We start from the raw sequence: 17,451 nt of genomic DNA, 5'->3' as shown, positions 1-17,451 counted from the left end.
GTTAATTACTCCGTTTTATTTTCTGAGACGCCATCATCCTGCGATGGCGCCATGTGTTTGCCGGGTATCAGACAGGCACTTGCCTGCGGTACCAGACTGATTTCGACACGGCGGTTAAGCGCACGCCCTTCCGGGGTGTCGTTGGTTGCGACAGGGCGGCTTTCGCCATAGCCCTGCACCGCAAAACAGCTTTCCGGCACGTCGCCGGTGTCACGCATCCAGCTGCGCACCGCTTCGGCACGTTTCAGAGACAACGTCTGGTTTAGTTGCGGATTGCCGGTGTTATCGGTATGCCCTGACACGACAATCAGCCAGCCGGGCTTCGCCTTCACGCCGACCAGAGAATTCACAAGCATTTTGGTCGAACCGGCTTTCAGCGCCGACTTGCCGGAATCGAACAGTGACATGCTGTCAAGACGAAGGGTTTTCGGACCCAGAATGATTTTCTTGATGACCGGTGGCGGCGGCGGCGGTGGGGCCCAGTCGCTGACGGCGGCCTCAACAGGCGGCACCAGGCGCAGCCCCTGATACAAACCCAGGCGATAACGCAGTGGCTCCCCGCGACGCGCCCAGTCGTTCAGCAATGCGCCATCGGCTCTGAGGCGCTGCTGTGCGCGCAGTTTCGGTGCCACAGGCTTTCCCGTCAGTTGGTGATACAACTCAAGGTGATCGCCCACATTACGGATGAGACGCTGGTTGTTCATCCAAGATGCCAGCATGGCAAGTGCCAGAAAAATCCCGCCCAGAAACCCGGCGTAACGCCAGAACACCATTCTGCGGCTGACGCCCCGTCGGCGCGGCAGCGCCGGCAGCAGCAGTTCAGGCAACGGTAGTGGTTCGGTGGTCACAACGGTATCTGGTGGCAGCGCCGTCACGGTAGTGATGTGCTGCTGCCAGAGATTGCCCTCGATACCGCTCACCGGCACTATGCACATGCCCTGTACACAAGGCTTCATCACCGGCAGTTCGCCCTGGCGCACCGACAGCAGGTCATTGACTGCGCTGTTCTGCCACGCAAGTAGGCTGTCCAGCCACAGCCCCTGACTCAGACGCGAAAGACGCCCGTCAGATCCACTCTCCCGGATCCACTCTGTCAGTGACACATTGCCCTGACCGGGCTGATACACCTGAATGCCGCTTCGCGGGCTGACTGTGCTAAACCAGACGGGTTCAGCTTCCGCGCAGGCCACAGGAGACGATACCCAGGTCACGGTCCACAGCGGTGGGATCGTGCCAAATGCCGCACGGCACTGCACGACAGCCCGCTGCCAGCCCCGCAGGAACTGGGTAAAATCATCGCCGGAAGTGTGCTGTTCAGGTACCGCCGCCAGCATGACGGAGATTTGCGACGCCAGGGCTGGACGCATCAAACTCAGGTGCTGCGCAAAGAGGGGAAGCTGTTCCGCATCCTTCACCCGCAGATACCAACCTTGCCGGGTTTCCCGGTGATGGAAGCCGGACGCAAACAACGGAGTGTTGTCGCCACATGCGAGGATCACCGCCCCCTGAAAATCTTCCGACGGTAGGTTTTCATCCACAATATCCCGTACAGCGGCCGCCCGTGCCTGAGTAGCCTGACGCTGTCGCCATAACATCACCCCGGACACCAGAACAACCAGCAGGCTGATTGCCACACGACTACCTGAGGACAGGGGCCAGAATCCCAGAATGAGCCACAGCGCCAGTACGGTACCCAGGGCAGTTAACAGACTTCGGTACGTATCCCGCATCGCTTACTCCGGCCTGACGATCTGGCTTACCAGCTCGGTAAGCGAAGACGAAAGGAAGAACCAGAGCGCAACCAGGGCGGCGACAGCCACAACCCAGCTCAGCCAGTACCAGCGACGGCCGCTGCGCAGGCTCGATGCGCGGGAAACGATGGGGGCGTCTTGTGCCAGCGTGAAGGTGGGCACCCGTTCTGCGAGAGCGCGAGCAATATCTTCCCGACGCTCATCATCCTGAGCGCGATACTGACCGACGAACCCCAGTTGCAAAGTCCGATACATACAGGTCAGGACAGCGGTATCAGGCGCAGTTTCTTTCAGCAGGCTTCGGATCCTTTCCCACAGTTCCTCACCGGCATTGAGGGTGCCAAAGAAGTGTGCCTGCAGCGGGTCCCGGCGCCAGGTCAGGTAGCCATCATCGGTGGTTCCCCGATTCATCACGCTCTCATCGAGCAGTGCACACAGGGTATACACCATATGGTCACGGCTGATGTCGCTGTAACCTGCCTCCGTGAGCGCCGCTTTTGCCTCCTGCACCAGACGGCAGGCCCGACGATAGAGACCTTCCCCGTCACGAACCTCCTGTCCGCCCCGCAGCTGGCTGGCCATCAGCCAGCTGGGGTAGAAAATACGCTCAATTTGACTTATTTCTGATGTATTCATGTGCGCAGCACCGCAAAGAGTTCAAGTTTCACATCCCCCAGTGAGCGCGGGGTATAGAAGGTGCAGCTTCCCGCTTCCAGCATCGCCCGCGCTGCCCCACTACTCAGATCCAGCGAGAAATACTGGTTCTCAAGGCGTAACGGGATAGCGGCCGGCACATGGGTCAGCGGCTTGATAACCATCCCGCTCAGAGCCACATTCACCACATCCGAAACATCTTCAAAGCTGCCCGCCTTACACAGCTGCGGGAATTTCGTCTGAAGCTCATGGTTCGGCATAGAGGAGCGTACGGATAGGTAGAAGTCAGCACCTTCGCGCAGACGCGCATCGTGCAGGGCACCTCTCCAGATCTGGTCCTGATGCTCCAGGTGAATACTCACCACCCTCGACGGCAGGCTCGCTTCCAGTAGTTTATCGAGCAGTGCCAGCAGCGGCGGGAATACCCGTTCCGGTGCATCGTGCTGATAAGCAGGAATGTCCCCGGCGTCGTGCTCCAGTGAGAAGGTCAGCAGGCTGCCAGCGAGACGAGTCAGTTCGCGGTACAGCAATTCCGGGTGACGAGCCGGTGTCTCCAGCAGTTCCGTCAGCACCGGCTCGGCGCTGTTCAGGGCATTCAGCAGCCAGAACAGAGACACATCCGCGACCGCAAAGTCGGCCATCCGCTCATTGCTTTCACGACGCATGGTCATCAGGCGACGGCGGCGGGCCTGCAGACGAACCAGCAGGTCACCCAGTTCGATGGTCAGCGGCGGGCTTGCAGAAATGGAAAGCATTGGCGGAATGAAAGCCGGATCCCGGCTCCACTGCCCCTGCGTATTACGCACCAAACGGACCACCGGACAGGTCAGGTATGCCGTGTTTTCCTGACTGGATAGACGCAAGGTTAGCGCATTACGCAGAATGGCCAACTCCCCGCTTTCATACCCGGCCAGTTCCTGCACTACCACACGCTCCGCTTTCCAGCGACGCGGACGCTCACTGTCCTGGCCGTTATCCAGGTTGCCACCACTGGCACTCAGCAGCGGTAGTGCGACAACCACCTCAACAGATTCACTGCCGGCTGCAACAGACAAGTCACAGACCGGAGGAAGCGTATCTGCCAGGTCGGTATCCACAAGAGTACCGTCCTGAAAGCGTACCACCAGACGGATGGCATTCAGGCGAGAGAGCGCCAGTGCAGCATCATCAAATTCTGCCGCAACCACGCCCCAGGGATGAGAAATACCCATCCGGGCGACCATGTCGGCAACGTGCTCATTCCAGCGAACCTGCTGCTGGAACTGTTGCGGGGCCAGAGCGGCCCCATCCTCCCAAAGCGGGCGGTAAATTTTCATCCCTGATTTCCTCTCGCCTTACGATTTCGCTTTCGGCATCTGGGAAACCAGCGACAGATTGACGTCCATGCCCTCCACCTGGAAGTGCGGCACGGCGTACAGCTTCACGCGGAAGAAGCCCGGGTTGTCTTCGATGTCTTCCACTACCACCTTCGCGTCGCGCAGCGGGTGAGAAGCCTGCAACTCGTCGCCCGGATCGGTCATTTCGGTCACCAGACTGCGGACCCACGTGTTCAGCTCCAGCTCCAGCAGTCGGCGGTCTTTGGTGGTACCGATGTTCTCGCGCTGAATCAGCTTCAGGTAATGGGCGATACGCGACAGCAGGAAGATGTACGGAAGACGGGCGTTGATGCGGCTGTTAGCCGTCGCATCAGCGGTGTCATACAGCGCCGGTTTCTGAGTGGAGTTGGCTGAGAAGAAGCACGCGTAGTCGCGGTTTTTGTAGTAGGACAAAGGAATGAATCCCAGATTCGCGAATTCGAATTCACGGGTTTCAGGAATCATCACTTCACTCGGGATTTTTACCTGATTACCTGTACCGAGATCGTACAGATGGATAGGCAGGTCCTGAACCGCACCACCAGCCTGCGGGCCACGGATTTGTACACACCAGCCATTATTGATAAAGCTGCGCACCATGTTGGACGCGAAGGCAAACGATGCATTGGTCCACAGGTATTTGTCGTGATCGGGACCTTTGACTTCTTCGACATAGTTGAAGCTGCGAACCGGAACGGTGTCCGGGCCATACGGCAAACGTCCCAATACGCGCGGCATGACCAGGCCGATGTAGCGAGCGTCATCAGTATCGCGGAACGATTTCCACTTGATGTACTCTGCGCGGTCAAAATAATTACCAATATCTTTAATCGCCGCGACGTCTTCCATGGACTCTTTAAGGAAGAATTTCGGGCCTGCTGAGCCGATAAACGGCATATGTGCAGCAGCGGATACTTTGGAGATGTTGCGAAGCAGAGCGACATCCTGCGCTGAAGCATCAAACTCGTAAGCGGAAATCAGTGCCGCAATCGGCTCGCCGCCTGGAGTATCATATTCATCAATGTAGGTGTGTTTATACAGACCACTCTGGATGATTTCCGGAGTATCTTCAAAGTCCTGCCGCAGGTCTTCTTTGGACATACTCAGAAGCTCAATTTTCACGTTCTGGCGAAAATCTGTTTTATCAATCAGTGATTTCACCCCACGCCACAGGCTTTCGACCGCCTGAAACTCGTCATGGTGCATAACCGCGTCCAGCTGGCGGCTGATCTGGTAATCGAGCTCAGCGATGTGATGATCGATAAGGCTTTTATCCAGTTTTTCGACCTTCGCGCCTGCTTTGGTCAGACATTCCAGAAAAACCTGCATACCTGCAGTCAGACGCTCATCAGCGGTTGCATCTGACATCGCCTGCGCATCTTGCCAGAGGTCTAACGCGCTCAACTCGGAGACAGGATTGAGATTGATTTTCTCAAACAGGGAGGCGTAAACCCCACCCGCAGCAGGACGTTCCAGCACCACGCTTTCACTACCGGCAATATTATTTTGTACAGACATGAGCATTCCTTGTTTAATCCGTTAAAACAGCGTGATGGTTACGATTTTCTTGATGCCAGTGCGGATAGTTCGTTTCGCAGTTCAGCACTAAGGGACTGGTCCAGGAGGATTTTTTCCAGCTCTTTTCGGAAAGTCTGGTTATCCAGCAAATTGGCCTTCAGATCGCGAAGCAAGTTGCGCATCGCCAACATCGCCTTCAGCTGCGGTATCTGAGCAGCCACCTGCTCTGGCGTGAAATCTTTCATGCTCTGGAAAGTCAGCTGAACATTTTCCTCACCACCATCATCAGAGAGCGTATTTTTAACGGTTAGATTAAGTTTTGGGGAGTATTCAGAAAGAACACTGTCGAAATTATTTTTCGTGATGTTAACTTTCTCACGCTCAGATATTTGAGCAGACTCTTGTCCATTACTGAAATCACCCGCAACCAGTAATTTCAGCGGTAATTCCATTTTCTTGCTTGCCCCGCCTGTATGCAGGTCAAGCTTCAGGTTAATACGTGCCTTAGGCACCTCATTCTGAAAACTGTCAGCCATCTCATCATCCCTCTTTGTTTTTGCTACGCCAACTTCACGGTATCGTTCTTGATGCGCAATATTAGAATAATGATCGATGCAAAATCAAATACACAGATCATTTATCCGCAGTGAGAAATTTCTTAAGAATTTTCCACTATTATATTATTACGGATTATCCGTTCAGCTCAGGGAAAGACACTGCTTTTTTCACGCAAAGCGAATATTTGTACCGTAAGAAGGATCGCAGCCAGAGAGATGCTAATAAAACCATCTTGTTTTGATTTGCATCACAACATGATATTAAAAAAAGATGAAGGAACGGCAACAGGTTATTGCAAGCAGATAAATGACAGAGGTTAATGAATGAAGAAGAGTGACGAATTGATTGATAACATGAATAATAAATAAGAATTTTCACAAAGAAAATTCTTATTTATTATTCGAAGGAAAATAAAATGTAGATGCGGGTCCGAAAATAAACACTGCTGCTCTTTTGTCGGCCCACTCCTCCTTGCGCAAAGACTTCAGTTCTCCTCTCAGGCATGAGAACTGCTCTCCCTTCTGGAGTTTATACAGTGTAAAATCAAACACCTCCCGGATCGCCGCTTTTTTAATCAAAAACGAGTAATAGCACATATCGTATAACGGTGCTACATTACGCCGCCCGCCCAAATCAGCAGTGGCCAGGCAACGCCGCCGTAAAGTTCGGTAAAGCCTGCAACCATCACCTTGAAGAACGGTCTTATCGGCACGTCGTATCGCAAACTCTGCGCTACCTTTACAGGCTTCACATAGGTTCTACTATTTTGTCTCAATCCAAATTTCAACGTGCGTTTTTACACCCGCGTTACTGGTTTACATGGTTTGGCCTTGGCGTACTCTGGTTGCTGGTTCAACTTCCGTACCCTGTCCTGCGCTTGCTGGGGTCAAAACTGGGCAGCGCTTCCCGCGTTTTCCTGAAACGTCGCGAATCCATCGCGCGTAAAAATATTGAGCTTTGTTTTCCGCAGTACAATGCAGAGGAGCGTGAGAAACTCATCGCTGAAAACTTCAAGTCTATCGGCATGGCGCTGCTTGAAACCGGCATGGCATGGTTTTGGCCAGATGAACGTGTCCGCAAATGGTTTGACGTGGAAGGCCTGGATAACCTTAAACGCGCGCAGATGCAAAAACGCGGCGTGATGGTCGTCGGCGTTCACTTTATGTCGCTGGAGCTGGGCGGCCGCGTGATGGGGCTTTGCCAGCCAATGATGGCAACCTACAGACCGCACAACAGTGCGCTTATGGAATGGGTGCAGACGCGAGGCCGTATGCGTTCCAATAAGGCGATGATCAGCCGTAATAACCTGCGCGGTATGGTCGGTGCTCTCAAGAAAGGAGAAGCCGTCTGGTTTGCACCCGATCAGGATTATGGACGTAAAGGCAGCAGCTTTGCGCCTTTCTTTGCGGTGAAAGACGTTGCTACGACTAACGGCACCTTTGTCATTTCGCGTCTGTCTGGTGCCTCTATGCTGACCGTGACGATGGTGAGAAAAGCAGATAAGTCAGGCTACCGCCTGCACATCTCCCCTGAAATGGCTAACTATCCGGAAAACGAGTGCGAAGCGGCAGCGTTTATCAATAAAGTCATCGAAACTGAAATCATGCGCGCGCCAGAGCAGTATCTGTGGATGCATCGTCGTTTCAAAACCCGCCCTCTTGGCGAAGCCTCGCTCTATATTTAGCCCTTCATGAAGGTTAGTTTCGCTAAGAAACTAACCTTTTCAATCACCTGTCTTCCCGCTGAGTAACTATCTTTTAATGCGTCGCCCAAAGTGAATTTATTGCGAAGTGAAATCAAACTGTCGCCGTTCCACGACACTCGTAAGTGACGGAAATTATTTAAAAAAATCCCTCTTGTCACCCCTCATTTTTAAGCGTACATTAGCGCCGTCTGGCAACAGGAAAGCACAGAATTCTGAGCTGGAGTTAACGGCATAACGGGAAAATTCTTATTTCCGTTTTGACCGGATTTCAGTTCTCTATAATCAGGTGGACTCTGTTTTTAAATGCGTACCACAAGATACGCGGAGCGATGAAACGTGAAATATTTCTTTATGGGCATTTCGGTGATTGTTTTAGTCTGGGCCGGAACCTTTGCCCTGATGATCTAGTGAAGAACATGCAGTCAAAAAAACAGGAGCCATCGGCTCCTGTTTTTTTATGTCATGACGACGCGGGATGTTCAGCGACGCTCTTTGAGGTCAGAAGACCGTCGGCCCGGAACATACTCTTGATGCCCCTCACCGCCTGACGAATACGGTCGCTGTTTTCAATCAGGGCAAATCGCACATGGGTGTCGCCATAATCACCGAATCCAATGCCAGGCGAGACACACACCTTTGCATCCTGAAGCAGCTTTTTAGCAAACTCCAGCGATCCCATCGCCGCATAGGGCTCCGGAATTTTTGCCCAGACGTACATAGACGCCTTCGGCATTTCCACCATCCAGCCCGCTTCATGCAACCCCTTTACCAGCACGTCGCGGCGGCGCTTATACTGGGCGGCAATCTCGTGGACGCACTGCTGGTCGCCTTCCAGGGCAGCGATAGCGGCGACCTGCAGCGGCGTGAAGGTACCGTAGTCGTGATAACTCTTAATGCGCGCCAGGGCACTCACCAGCGTTTTGTTACCCACCATAAAGCCAATACGCCAGCCCGCCATGTTGTAGCTTTTCGACAGGGTAAAGAACTCTACCGCCACATCACGCGCGCCCGGGACCTGCATAATCGACGGGGCTTTCCAGCCGTCATAGACGATATCTGCATAGGCTAAATCGTGAACCACCAGCACGTCATAACGCTTGGCCAGGGCAACCACTTTCTCGAAGAAATCAAGCTCCACGCACTGCGCCGTTGGGTTCGACGGGAAACCGAGGATCATCATCTTAGGTTTCGGATAGCTTTCGCGAATCGCACGTTCCAGTTCGTTAAAGAAATCGACACCTTCCACCAGCGGCACAGAACGGACCTGCGCCCCGGCAATCACCGCGCCGTAGATATGAATCGGGTAGCTTGGATTAGGGACCAGCACCGTGTCGCCATGATCCAGCGTGGCCAGCATCAGGTGTGCCAGCCCCTCTTTCGAGCCGATGGTGACAATCGCTTCACTTTCCGGATCGATATCAACCTGATAGCGATCCTGATACCAGCGCGAGATCGCGCGACGTAACCTGGGAATACCGCGAGAGGTCGAGTAGCCGTGCGTATCCGGGCGCTGGGCAACCGTGCAGAGCTTTTCAACGATATGCGGTGGCGTTGGGCCGTCAGGGTTACCCATGCTGAAATCGATAATATCTTCGCCGCGCCGACGCGCAGCCATTTTCAGTTCAGCAGTGATATTGAAAACATAAGGGGGGAGACGATCGATACGCGTAAAACGGCGTTCAGGACTGAATTCAGCCATAGATTCCTCAGATTAACGTTAGCGCCCGGACCGTCCGAGCGACGCTGCCACCGATGTGGCATGACTAGAAAATAACCTGAAAAAAATCATGCTGTCGAGAGGGAAATAAAAAAAAGCGATCGACTAAAAACCGGAACTCGGCTGCGCCTAAAAGCGGAAGCCCCTGTTTCGGGAACGGCTGTCTGATAGCTGTTATTTAACAGGATGATATCAAACCAGTTACCTGACGATGCGCCGGTAAGAAAAAAACAGGACGCCTCGGTCATCGCCAGATAATCCCCTTTCAAAATTATGGTTTTTCCTCATTTGATAAACCTGACGGATAGCTGGTCAATACGCGCCAGGTTTTTTATCATGGTTCTTTCCCGTTTTCCCAGGTCTACTCGTGCACGAAATATTCAATATGCTGCTGGCAGTTTTTGACCGTGCGGCATTAATGCTGATTTGCCTGTTCTTCCTCATTCGCATTCGCCTGTTTCGCGAGCTGTTGCACAAATCAGCCCACTCGCCAAAAGAGCTGCTGGCCGTTACCGCCATCTTTTCGCTGTTCGCCCTGTTCAGCACCTGGTCCGGCGTGCCGGTAGAAGGTTCGCTGGTTAACGTGCGCATTATCGCCGTCATGTCCGGCGGGATTTTGTTTGGTCCGTGGGTGGGCGTCATCACCGGTCTGATTGCCGGGACGCACCGCTATCTGATTGATATCGGTGGCGTAACGGCGGTGCCGTGCTTTATCACCAGCATTATCGCCGGGGTGCTTTCCGGCTGGATCAGCCGCAAAATCCCGAAAAAACAGCGCTGGCGTGCCGGGATCGTCGCAGGCATGGTGTGCGAAACGCTGACCATGATCCTGGTCGTCGTCTGGGCCCCCACCACCGCGCTGGGGCTGGATATCGTCTCGAAAATCGGTATTCCGATGATCCTGGGCAGCGTGTGCATCGGTTTTATCGTGCTGCTGGTGCAAAGCGTTGAAGGGGAAAAAGAGGCCAGCGCCGCCCGTCAGGCCAAGCTGGCGCTGGATATCGCCAACAAAACGCTGCCTCTCTTCCGCCACGTTAACGCGGAATCGTTGCGTCAGGTCTGCGAGATCATTCGCCATGACATCCACGCTGACGCCGTCGCCATCACCAATATTGACCACGTGCTGGCCTACGTTGGCGTCGGGGAGCACAACTATCGCGACAACGATGACACCATAAGCCCGACCACCAGACAGGCGATTAACTACGGTAAAATCATTATTAAAAACAATGATGAAGCCCACCGAACGCCGGAAATTCACTCGATGCTGGTCATCCCGCTGTGGGAGAAAGGCGTCGTGACGGGCACGCTGAAAATTTATTACTGCCACGCGCATCAGATCACCTCCACGCTGCAGGAGATGGCCATCGGCCTGTCGCAGATTATCTCCACCCAGCTTGAGGTTTCGCGGGCGGAACAGCTGCGCGAGATGGCAAATAAGGCAGAACTGCGCGCGCTGCAGAGTAAAATTAATCCCCATTTCCTGTTTAACGCGCTGAACGCTATCTCCTCGTCCATTCGCCTTAATCCGGACACCGCGCGCCAGCTGATTTTTAACCTGTCGCGCTATCTGCGCTACAACATCGAGCTGAAAGATGACGAGCAGATCGACATCAAAAAAGAGCTTTATCAGATCAAGGACTACATCGCGATTGAGCAGGCGCGCTTTGGCGATAAGCTCACGGTCATTTACGATATTGATGAAGAGGTCAACTGCGAGATCCCGAGCCTGCTTATCCAGCCGCTGGTTGAAAACGCGATTGTTCACGGTATTCAGCCCTGTAAAGGCAAAGGCGTCGTCACCATTAGCGTCACCGAAAGCGGCAACCGGGTGCGGATTGCCGTGCGCGATACCGGCCACGGGATTGATCCAAAAGTCATTGAGCGCGTGGAGTCTAACGAGATGCCGGGGAATAAAATCGGTCTGCTGAACGTGCACCACCGGGTCAAGCTGCTTTACGGCGACGGTCTGCATATTCAACGTCTTGAGCCGGGTACCGAAATTGCTTTTTACGTCCCGAATGAGCGCTCGCGCGCGCATACGACGACATCACTGTTGCCCCAGGTGGAGTAACCCATGAAAGTTATCATCGTAGAAGATGAATTCCTGGCTCAGCAGGAGCTCACCTGGCTTATCAAAACCCACAGCCAGATGGAGATTGTGGGCACGTTTGATGATGGTCTGGACGTACTGAAATTTTTGCAGCATAACCGGGTCGATGCGATTTTCCTGGATATCAATATCCCGTCGCTGGATGGCGTATTGCTGGCGCAAAACATCAATCAGTTTGCCCATAAGCCGTTTATCGTTTTCGTTACCGCCTGGAAAGAGCACGCCGTAGAGGCCTTCGAGCTGGAGGCGTTTGACTATATTCTTAAGCCTTATCAGGAGTCGCGGATTGTCAGCATGCTGCAAAAGCTGGAGGCCGCATGGCAGCAGCAGACCGCTCCCGCTAGCGCCACCCCAACGGTACGCGAAAACGACACCATTAATCTGGTCAAAGACGAGCGCATCATCGTGACGCCGGTCAACGATATCTATTACGCCGAAGCGCACGAAAAGATGACATTTGTCTATACGCGGCGGGAATCGTACGTGATGGCGATGAACATTACCGAATTCTGCAGCAAGCTCCCGGCTGCCCACTTTTTCCGCTGCCACCGGTCGTTTTGCGTGAATTTAAATAAGATCCGCGAGATCGAACCGTGGTTTAACAACACCTACATTTTGCGTCTGAAGGATCTGGATTTTCAGGTGCCGGTAAGCCGCAGCAAGGTAAAAGAGTTTCGTCAGCTGATGCACCTGTAAAGAAAACGCCCTCTCCTGCGGGAGAGGGCTCTGCATCAGAGGATTTGACCGAGAACCTGACGCAGATGGGCCCCGGAACCCAGCAGTCCTGGATTGTCATGCACGATCAGATAAACCGGAATGTCCTGCACGTAGCTTCTGAAACGCCCTTTATCTTCAAACCCGCCGCGGAAGCCCGAGGCTTTAAAGAAGTCGAGGAAGCGCGGTACGATCCCGCCCGCGATATAGACTCCACCGAAGGTGCCCAGCGTCAGCGCCAGGTTGCCGCCGAAACGTCCCATGATCACGCAGAACAGCGACAGGGCACGACGGCAGTCAATGCAGCTGTCCGCCAGCGCGCGTTCGGTGACGTCTTTCGGCTGCAGGTTTTCCGGCAGACGACCGTCTGATTTCACAATCGCGCGGTACAGATTCACCAGCCCCGGACCTGAAAGGACGCGCTCGGCGGAGACGTGGCCGATCTCAGCGCGTAACTCTTCGAGGATAATCCCCTCTTCTTCGCTATTAGGCGCAAAATCTACGTGGCCACCTTCACCCGGCAGGCTCACCCAGCGCTGAGCAACATGCACCAGATGCGACACGCCGAGGCCGGTACCGGCCCCATACACCGCAATCGGCTTGCCTTCGACCGGTTCAGCGCCGCCAAACTGGATCAGATGCTCTGGCTTCAGCATTGGGATCGCCATGGACACCGCGGTGAAATCATTGATGATTTCAAGATGCGAAAAACCGAGGTTTTTTTTCATCTCGGCGATGGAGAATGCCCAGGTATGGTTGGTCATTGCGACCCAGTCGCCGGTTATCGGGCAGGCAATCGCGATGCAGCCGTCTTCAACGCTCACCTGATGCTCTTCCAGATAGACGCGGACAACGGCCTCAAGGCTTGGATAATCCAGCCCGGAATAGGTTTTCGCCCGGGAAATCTCACCGCTACTAACATCGCACAATGCGAGGCGCGCGTTCGTGCCGCCCACATCACCTACCAAAGCATACTTTGTCATTCTTCTACTGCTCCGCTAAAGTCAGAATAAATCTTTGGGACACTGTAAATTCAAGGCGTGATAACAACAACGGCCATAAGGTGAATGCCCATGGATTATCGATCTTCGTCACAGAATAACTTTACCGTTTCAGCACCTTTTGCACTATTGCCATAAAGCTTAATGTGCAAAGTAACGTAATACCGTTTTGTACAAGGAAATCATCATGCTCCACCCGCGAGCCAGAACCATGCTGTTGCTGGCAATTCCGGCGCTAATTATTGGCGTGGCCTCAAGTCTGGTGCTCATTGTCGTGATGAAAGTCGCGTCGGTGCTGCAAGCCATGTTATGGACAGCCCTTCCGACAAAACTGGGGGGCAATGCTGATTCTCCTGCCTGGATCGTTGTGATGCTGACGTTAACCGGTATTGCGGTAGGCCTGGTGATCCGTTTCAGTCCCGGCCATGCCGGCCCCGATCCGGCGCAGGAACCGCTGATTGGCGCCCCGGTTCCCCCTTCGGCACTGCCCGGGCTGCTCATTGCGTTGATTATCGGTCTGGCCGGCGGCGTCAGCCTGGGGCCGGAGCATCCGATTATGGCGGTGAATATTGGCCTGGCGGTTTTCCTCGGTTCACGCATTTTGCCCCGCGTCGGCGCGCTGGACTGGACCATCCTCGCCTCCGCAGGCACTATCGGGGCCCTTTTCGGCACGCCCGTCGCTGCCGCACTGATCTTTTCTCAGACGCTCAGCAGCAATAACGACGTCCCTCTGTGGGATAAACTCTTTGCGCCGCTGATGGCAGCAGCCGCCGGCGCGCTGACGACCAGCCTGTTTTTCCATCCCCACTTCTCACTCTCTCTCCCCCACTACGGCCAGATGCAGATAGCCGATATTTTCAGCGGCGCCATCGTCGTCGCGATCGCCATCGCGCTGGGAATGGTAGCGGTATGGTGTCTTCCTCGCCTGCACCGCCTGATGCATAAACTCAAACACCCGGTGTTAGTTCTGGGGGCAGGAGGTTTGATCCTCGGTATTTTAGGGGCAATCGGCGGGACGGTGACGTTGTTCAAAGGTCTGGACGAGATGCAGCAGCTGGCCTTCAGCCAGGTGTTTAGCGTCTCCGACTATCTGCTGTTTGCCGTGATTAAGCTGGCCGCGCTGGTGGTGGCTGCAGCCTGCGGTTTTCGCGGTGGACGCATCTTCCCGGTGGTCTTTGTCGGCGTAGCGCTGGGGCTGATGCTCCACGAACACGTCGATGCGGTGCCTGCCGCCATTACCGTCTCCTGCTCTATTCTGGGGCTGGTTCTGGTGGTCACGCGCGACGCCTGGCTCAGCCTGTTTATGGCAGCGGTGGTGGTACCCGATTCGACGCTTTTCCCCCTGCTCTGTATCGTGATGTTGCCCGCCTGGCTCCTGCTGGCGGGCAAACCGATGATGATGGCCTGGCGAAACGACAAGTAATCAGGCGCTATTGCGCGCTTCCAGCGCTTTAGTAATCGCCCCGAGCAGCGGCGGGATATCGGCTTTCGGCAGCATCACCTCAATTAGCGAGAGCCGCTCGTGGTGCGCCACTTTCTCAAGGACATCTGCCAGCTGCTGCGCTTCACTGACCCGCCAGCACTGGGCCTGAGGATCAAGGCTCAGGGCCTGCGGGATTTGCGTCCAGTTCCATAGCGCAATGTCGTTATATCGCTGTTCCGGCCCGTGGATCGCTCTTTCCACCGTGTACCCTTCGTTGTTAAGGACCAGAATAATCGGGTGTTGTTTATCGCGCAGCATCGAGCCAAGCTCCTGGATGGTGAGCTGCGCTGCGCCATCCCCAGTCAGCACAATCACGCGCCGGTTTGGGCAGGCGGTTTGCGCGCCAAACGCTGCGGCCAGGGTGTAGCCGATCGATCCCCACAGCGGCTGGACGATAAAATTCACATCAGCCGGAAGACGAAGGTCGATCGCGCCGAAGGCCGAGGTGCCTTGATCCGCAAGGATGATGTCTCCAGGGCGGATAAACGTCTGCAACGTTTTCCAGAAATTCTCCTGCGTCAGCGAGCCATCCGGCTGCGGATATTCAATCGTGCTTTGAGACGACGGTGCCGGCGCATCGTGCACGTGCTGTTTACACAGCTCTACCAGCGTTTCGATTGCCTGAAGCATGGGGATGCCGGTAAACCAGACGTCACCGACGCGTGAGGCATGAGGCTGAACTTCAATTGTTTGTGACGGGGTTAGCTGATGCGTGAAGCCGGCGGTCAGGGTATCGGTAAATCGCGTCCCGATGCACAGCACCGTGTCTGCCCCTTCAATCGCCTCTTTTACCGCACCGGCGCTCGCCGAACCGCTGTAGGTGCCGTAAAAACCGGCGTGACGCTCGTCAAATATGCCTTTACCCATCAGCATGGTGGCGTGTGCCATCGGCACGTCCTTGACCCACTTCTGTAGGGCATGCTTCAGGCCGTGGCGAAGGACAAGGAAATCGGCCAGCAGCGCAGTACGCTTGCTCATGGCCAGCCTGTTCTCAGCGGCATCCCGGAACGCTTTCAGGCAGGCGCTATCGGCATGCGCGTGTTTGAGAGTGAGAGCGTTTACAGGAGGCGTGGCGGCTTTTTTTGCCACATCCGCAGGCAGCATCAGATAGCCGGGACGACGCTCCCGGAGCATGGTAGTTAATACCCGGTCAATCTCGTAACAGGCGTTTTGTTCGGTCAGGATCGCCTGTGCAACGGTGATCGGTTCGCTCATATGGTAAAAATGACGAAACTCACCGTCGCCCAGCGTATGGTGCAGCAGCTCTCCTCTTTGCTGTGACGCCGTACCCGGCGCGCCCACAATATGCAGTACCGGAACGTGCTCAGCGTAACTGCCCGCAATGCCGTTCATGGCGCTTAATTCTCCTACACCAAATGTCGTCAGCAGCGCGGCAAAGCCCTTACATCGGGCGTATCCGTCCGCGGCATAGGAGGCGTTTAACTCGTTGGCACAGCCCACCCAACAGATATCCGGGCTGTCTATCACATGGTCGAGAAACTGCAGGTTATAGTCGCCCGGCACGCCAAACAGATGATCGGCTCCACAATCCGTAAGACGGTCCAGCAGGTAATCGGCGACGCAGTATGGGGTACGCATGAACAGGTATCCTTCTAATGTTGACCTCACCTTGAGTATTAAATAAGCGTGATGACTGTCCAGAATTGGCGATAAGAAGAGCATGGAAAGAATGCTTTACAAAAAAGGCTGCGCTATGCTGCTTTTTTTCGCGTTAATGTAAACGCATACACTGATTTTTTCTTCAGCGCCAGAGGTCATGAGAATGGGTTATCAGCCGGACAAAAATCGTTATCGGACAATGGAATATCGTCGCTGCGGGCAAAGCGGACTCAGGTTGCCCGCCATCTCGCTTGGGCTGTGGCATAACTTTGGCGACACCACGCTTATCGAAAACAGCCGTCAACTTTTACAGCGCGCGTTCGATCTGGGCATTACGCATTTCGACCTTGCCAACAACTATGGCCCGCCACCGGGATCGGCCGAACGTAATTTCGGCCGTATTTTGCAGGAGGATTTCCTGCCCTGGCGCGACGAGCTGATCGTCTCTACCAAAGCAGGTTATACCATGTGGGATGGCCCTTACGGCGACTGGGGGTCACGCAAATATCTGCTGGCAAGTCTGGATCAGAGCCTGAAGCGCATGGGGCTGGAGTATGTGGATATCTTCTATCATCACCGTCCTGACCCACAAACGCCGCTGCTGGAAACCATGAAAGCGCTTGACCATACGGTGCGCCAGGGAAAAGCCCTGTACGTCGGGTTATCCAACTACCCTGCAGAACTGGCTCGCAAGGCGATTGATATCCTTGACGATCTCGGTACGCCCTGCCTAATCCATCAGCCGAAATACTCCCTTTTTGAGCGTGCGCCGGAAGAGGGGCTGCTAAACGTGCTGCAGGAAAAAGGGGTCGGCTGCATTCCCTTCTCGCCGCTGGCCGGTGGACAACTGACCAACCGCTATCTGAACGGCATTCCGGCAGACTCACGCGCGGCAAGCGGCAGTCAGTTCCTGAACCCTGACCAGATCACCGAAGAGAAGCTGCAGAAGGTAAGAAAGCTGAACGCCATGGCGGAAGAGCGCGGCCAGAAGCTGTCCCAGATGGCGCTGGCCTGGGTATTACGCCATGAGAACGTGACGTCAGTGCTGATTGGGGCAAGTAAAACGGCCCAGATTGATGATGCCGTGGGGATGCTGGAAAACCGCCATTTCTCTGCGGAAGAACTTGTCCGTATTGACACGATCCTGAACAGCTCAAAATAGAATCACTTTTAGCAAAAAGTGCTCTCGCTCAGGAATTCGGAGTTGAGGCGATGAAACGAGGCTTTACCAACTCGTAATATTGCGTTAACAGGCCCCGCAA

The 17,451-nt window shown here is 54.6% G+C and carries 15 protein-coding genes; 6 read left to right on the top strand and 9 right to left on the bottom strand.

Translation table 11 applies throughout. The features are described from left to right. Window positions 1–5: 5 nt before the first annotated feature. The 6 genes from USF70_RS10895 to USF70_RS10870 form a co-directional block, all read right to left on the bottom strand. Window positions 6–1,730, bottom strand: coding sequence for an OmpA family protein (locus tag USF70_RS10895; RefSeq protein ID WP_320735628.1), 1,725 nt, complete (start codon window positions 1,728–1,730; stop codon window positions 6–8). Between the two features lie 3 nt (window positions 1,731–1,733). Continuing rightward, entirely contained in the window at window positions 1,734–2,387 is a 654-nt protein-coding gene (tssL, locus tag USF70_RS10890) for a type VI secretion system protein TssL, short form (RefSeq protein WP_232937489.1), read from the bottom strand. Next, a complete protein-coding gene (gene tssK, locus USF70_RS10885; protein ID WP_232937487.1) occupies window positions 2,384–3,721 on the bottom strand; it encodes a type VI secretion system baseplate subunit TssK in 1,338 nt (445 codons plus the stop codon). The genes tssL and tssK overlap by 4 nt, the downstream gene beginning before the upstream one ends. A gap of 18 nt (window positions 3,722–3,739) precedes the next feature. Further along, window positions 3,740–5,284: a type VI secretion system contractile sheath large subunit gene (gene tssC, locus USF70_RS10880; RefSeq protein ID WP_033146134.1), complete on the bottom strand. Its 1,545-nt coding sequence runs from the start codon at window positions 5,282–5,284 to the stop codon at window positions 3,740–3,742. A 32-nt stretch (window positions 5,285–5,316) separates the two neighbouring features. Continuing rightward, window positions 5,317–5,814, bottom strand: coding sequence for a type VI secretion system contractile sheath small subunit (gene tssB, locus USF70_RS10875; RefSeq protein WP_033146135.1), 498 nt, complete (start codon window positions 5,812–5,814; stop codon window positions 5,317–5,319). 632 nt (window positions 5,815–6,446) lie between these two features. Continuing rightward, window positions 6,447–6,587: a hypothetical protein gene (locus tag USF70_RS10870; protein WP_162531704.1), complete on the bottom strand. Its 141-nt coding sequence runs from the start codon at window positions 6,585–6,587 to the stop codon at window positions 6,447–6,449. 12 nt (window positions 6,588–6,599) lie between these two features. Here USF70_RS10870 and lpxP point away from each other — a divergent pair, with 12 nt between their 5' ends. After that, entirely contained in the window at window positions 6,600–7,520 is a 921-nt protein-coding gene (gene lpxP / locus USF70_RS10865) for a kdo(2)-lipid IV(A) palmitoleoyltransferase (protein WP_024907634.1), read from the top strand. Between the two features lie 357 nt (window positions 7,521–7,877). Continuing rightward, window positions 7,878–7,949, top strand: a complete 72-nt coding sequence (gene ypdK / locus USF70_RS10860) for a membrane protein YpdK (RefSeq protein ID WP_099458937.1) — start codon at window positions 7,878–7,880, stop codon at window positions 7,947–7,949. A gap of 52 nt (window positions 7,950–8,001) precedes the next feature. On the opposite strand, the gene alaC is transcribed toward ypdK, so the two are convergent. Then, window positions 8,002–9,240 carry an alanine transaminase gene (gene alaC / locus USF70_RS10855; protein ID WP_023308710.1) on the bottom strand — a complete coding sequence of 413 codons (1,239 nt, stop codon included), beginning with the start codon at window positions 9,238–9,240 and terminating at the stop codon, window positions 8,002–8,004. Between the two features lie 385 nt (window positions 9,241–9,625). On the opposite strand from alaC, the gene USF70_RS10850 reads away from it, so the two are divergent. Together USF70_RS10850 and USF70_RS10845 are read left to right on the top strand one after the other, a co-directional pair. After that, on the top strand, window positions 9,626–11,332 hold the full coding sequence (locus USF70_RS10850) for a sensor histidine kinase (RefSeq protein ID WP_320735627.1): 1,707 nt from the start codon (window positions 9,626–9,628) through the stop codon (window positions 11,330–11,332). 3 nt (window positions 11,333–11,335) lie between these two features. Further along, window positions 11,336–12,067, top strand: a complete 732-nt coding sequence (locus USF70_RS10845) for a LytR/AlgR family response regulator transcription factor (protein ID WP_033146137.1) — start codon at window positions 11,336–11,338, stop codon at window positions 12,065–12,067. Between the two features lie 35 nt (window positions 12,068–12,102). Here USF70_RS10845 and glk read toward each other — a convergent pair whose 3' ends face one another. After that, a complete protein-coding gene (glk, locus tag USF70_RS10840) occupies window positions 12,103–13,068 on the bottom strand; it encodes a glucokinase (RefSeq protein WP_023308713.1) in 966 nt (321 codons plus the stop codon). Between the two features lie 205 nt (window positions 13,069–13,273). Here glk and USF70_RS10835 point away from each other — a divergent pair, with 205 nt between their 5' ends. Next, entirely contained in the window at window positions 13,274–14,509 is a 1,236-nt protein-coding gene (locus USF70_RS10835; protein WP_232937483.1) for an ion channel protein, read from the top strand. Here the strand turns inward: USF70_RS10835 and ipdC are convergent, their stop codons facing one another. Next, window positions 14,510–16,168, bottom strand: coding sequence for an indolepyruvate decarboxylase (gene ipdC / locus USF70_RS10830; protein WP_232937481.1), 1,659 nt, complete (start codon window positions 16,166–16,168; stop codon window positions 14,510–14,512). A gap of 184 nt (window positions 16,169–16,352) precedes the next feature. Here ipdC and mgrA point away from each other — a divergent pair, with 184 nt between their 5' ends. Beyond that, window positions 16,353–17,351, top strand: coding sequence for an L-glyceraldehyde 3-phosphate reductase (gene mgrA / locus USF70_RS10825; protein WP_167818376.1), 999 nt, complete (start codon window positions 16,353–16,355; stop codon window positions 17,349–17,351). The last annotated feature ends 100 nt before the right edge of the window (window positions 17,352–17,451 follow it).

Origin of the sequence: Enterobacter sp. 237C8 (assembly GCF_034106865.1) — a bacterium.
GTDB lineage: Bacteria > Pseudomonadota > Gammaproteobacteria > Enterobacterales > Enterobacteriaceae > Enterobacter > Enterobacter asburiae_B.
This window is presented reverse-complemented; position numbering and strand designations above follow the sequence as displayed.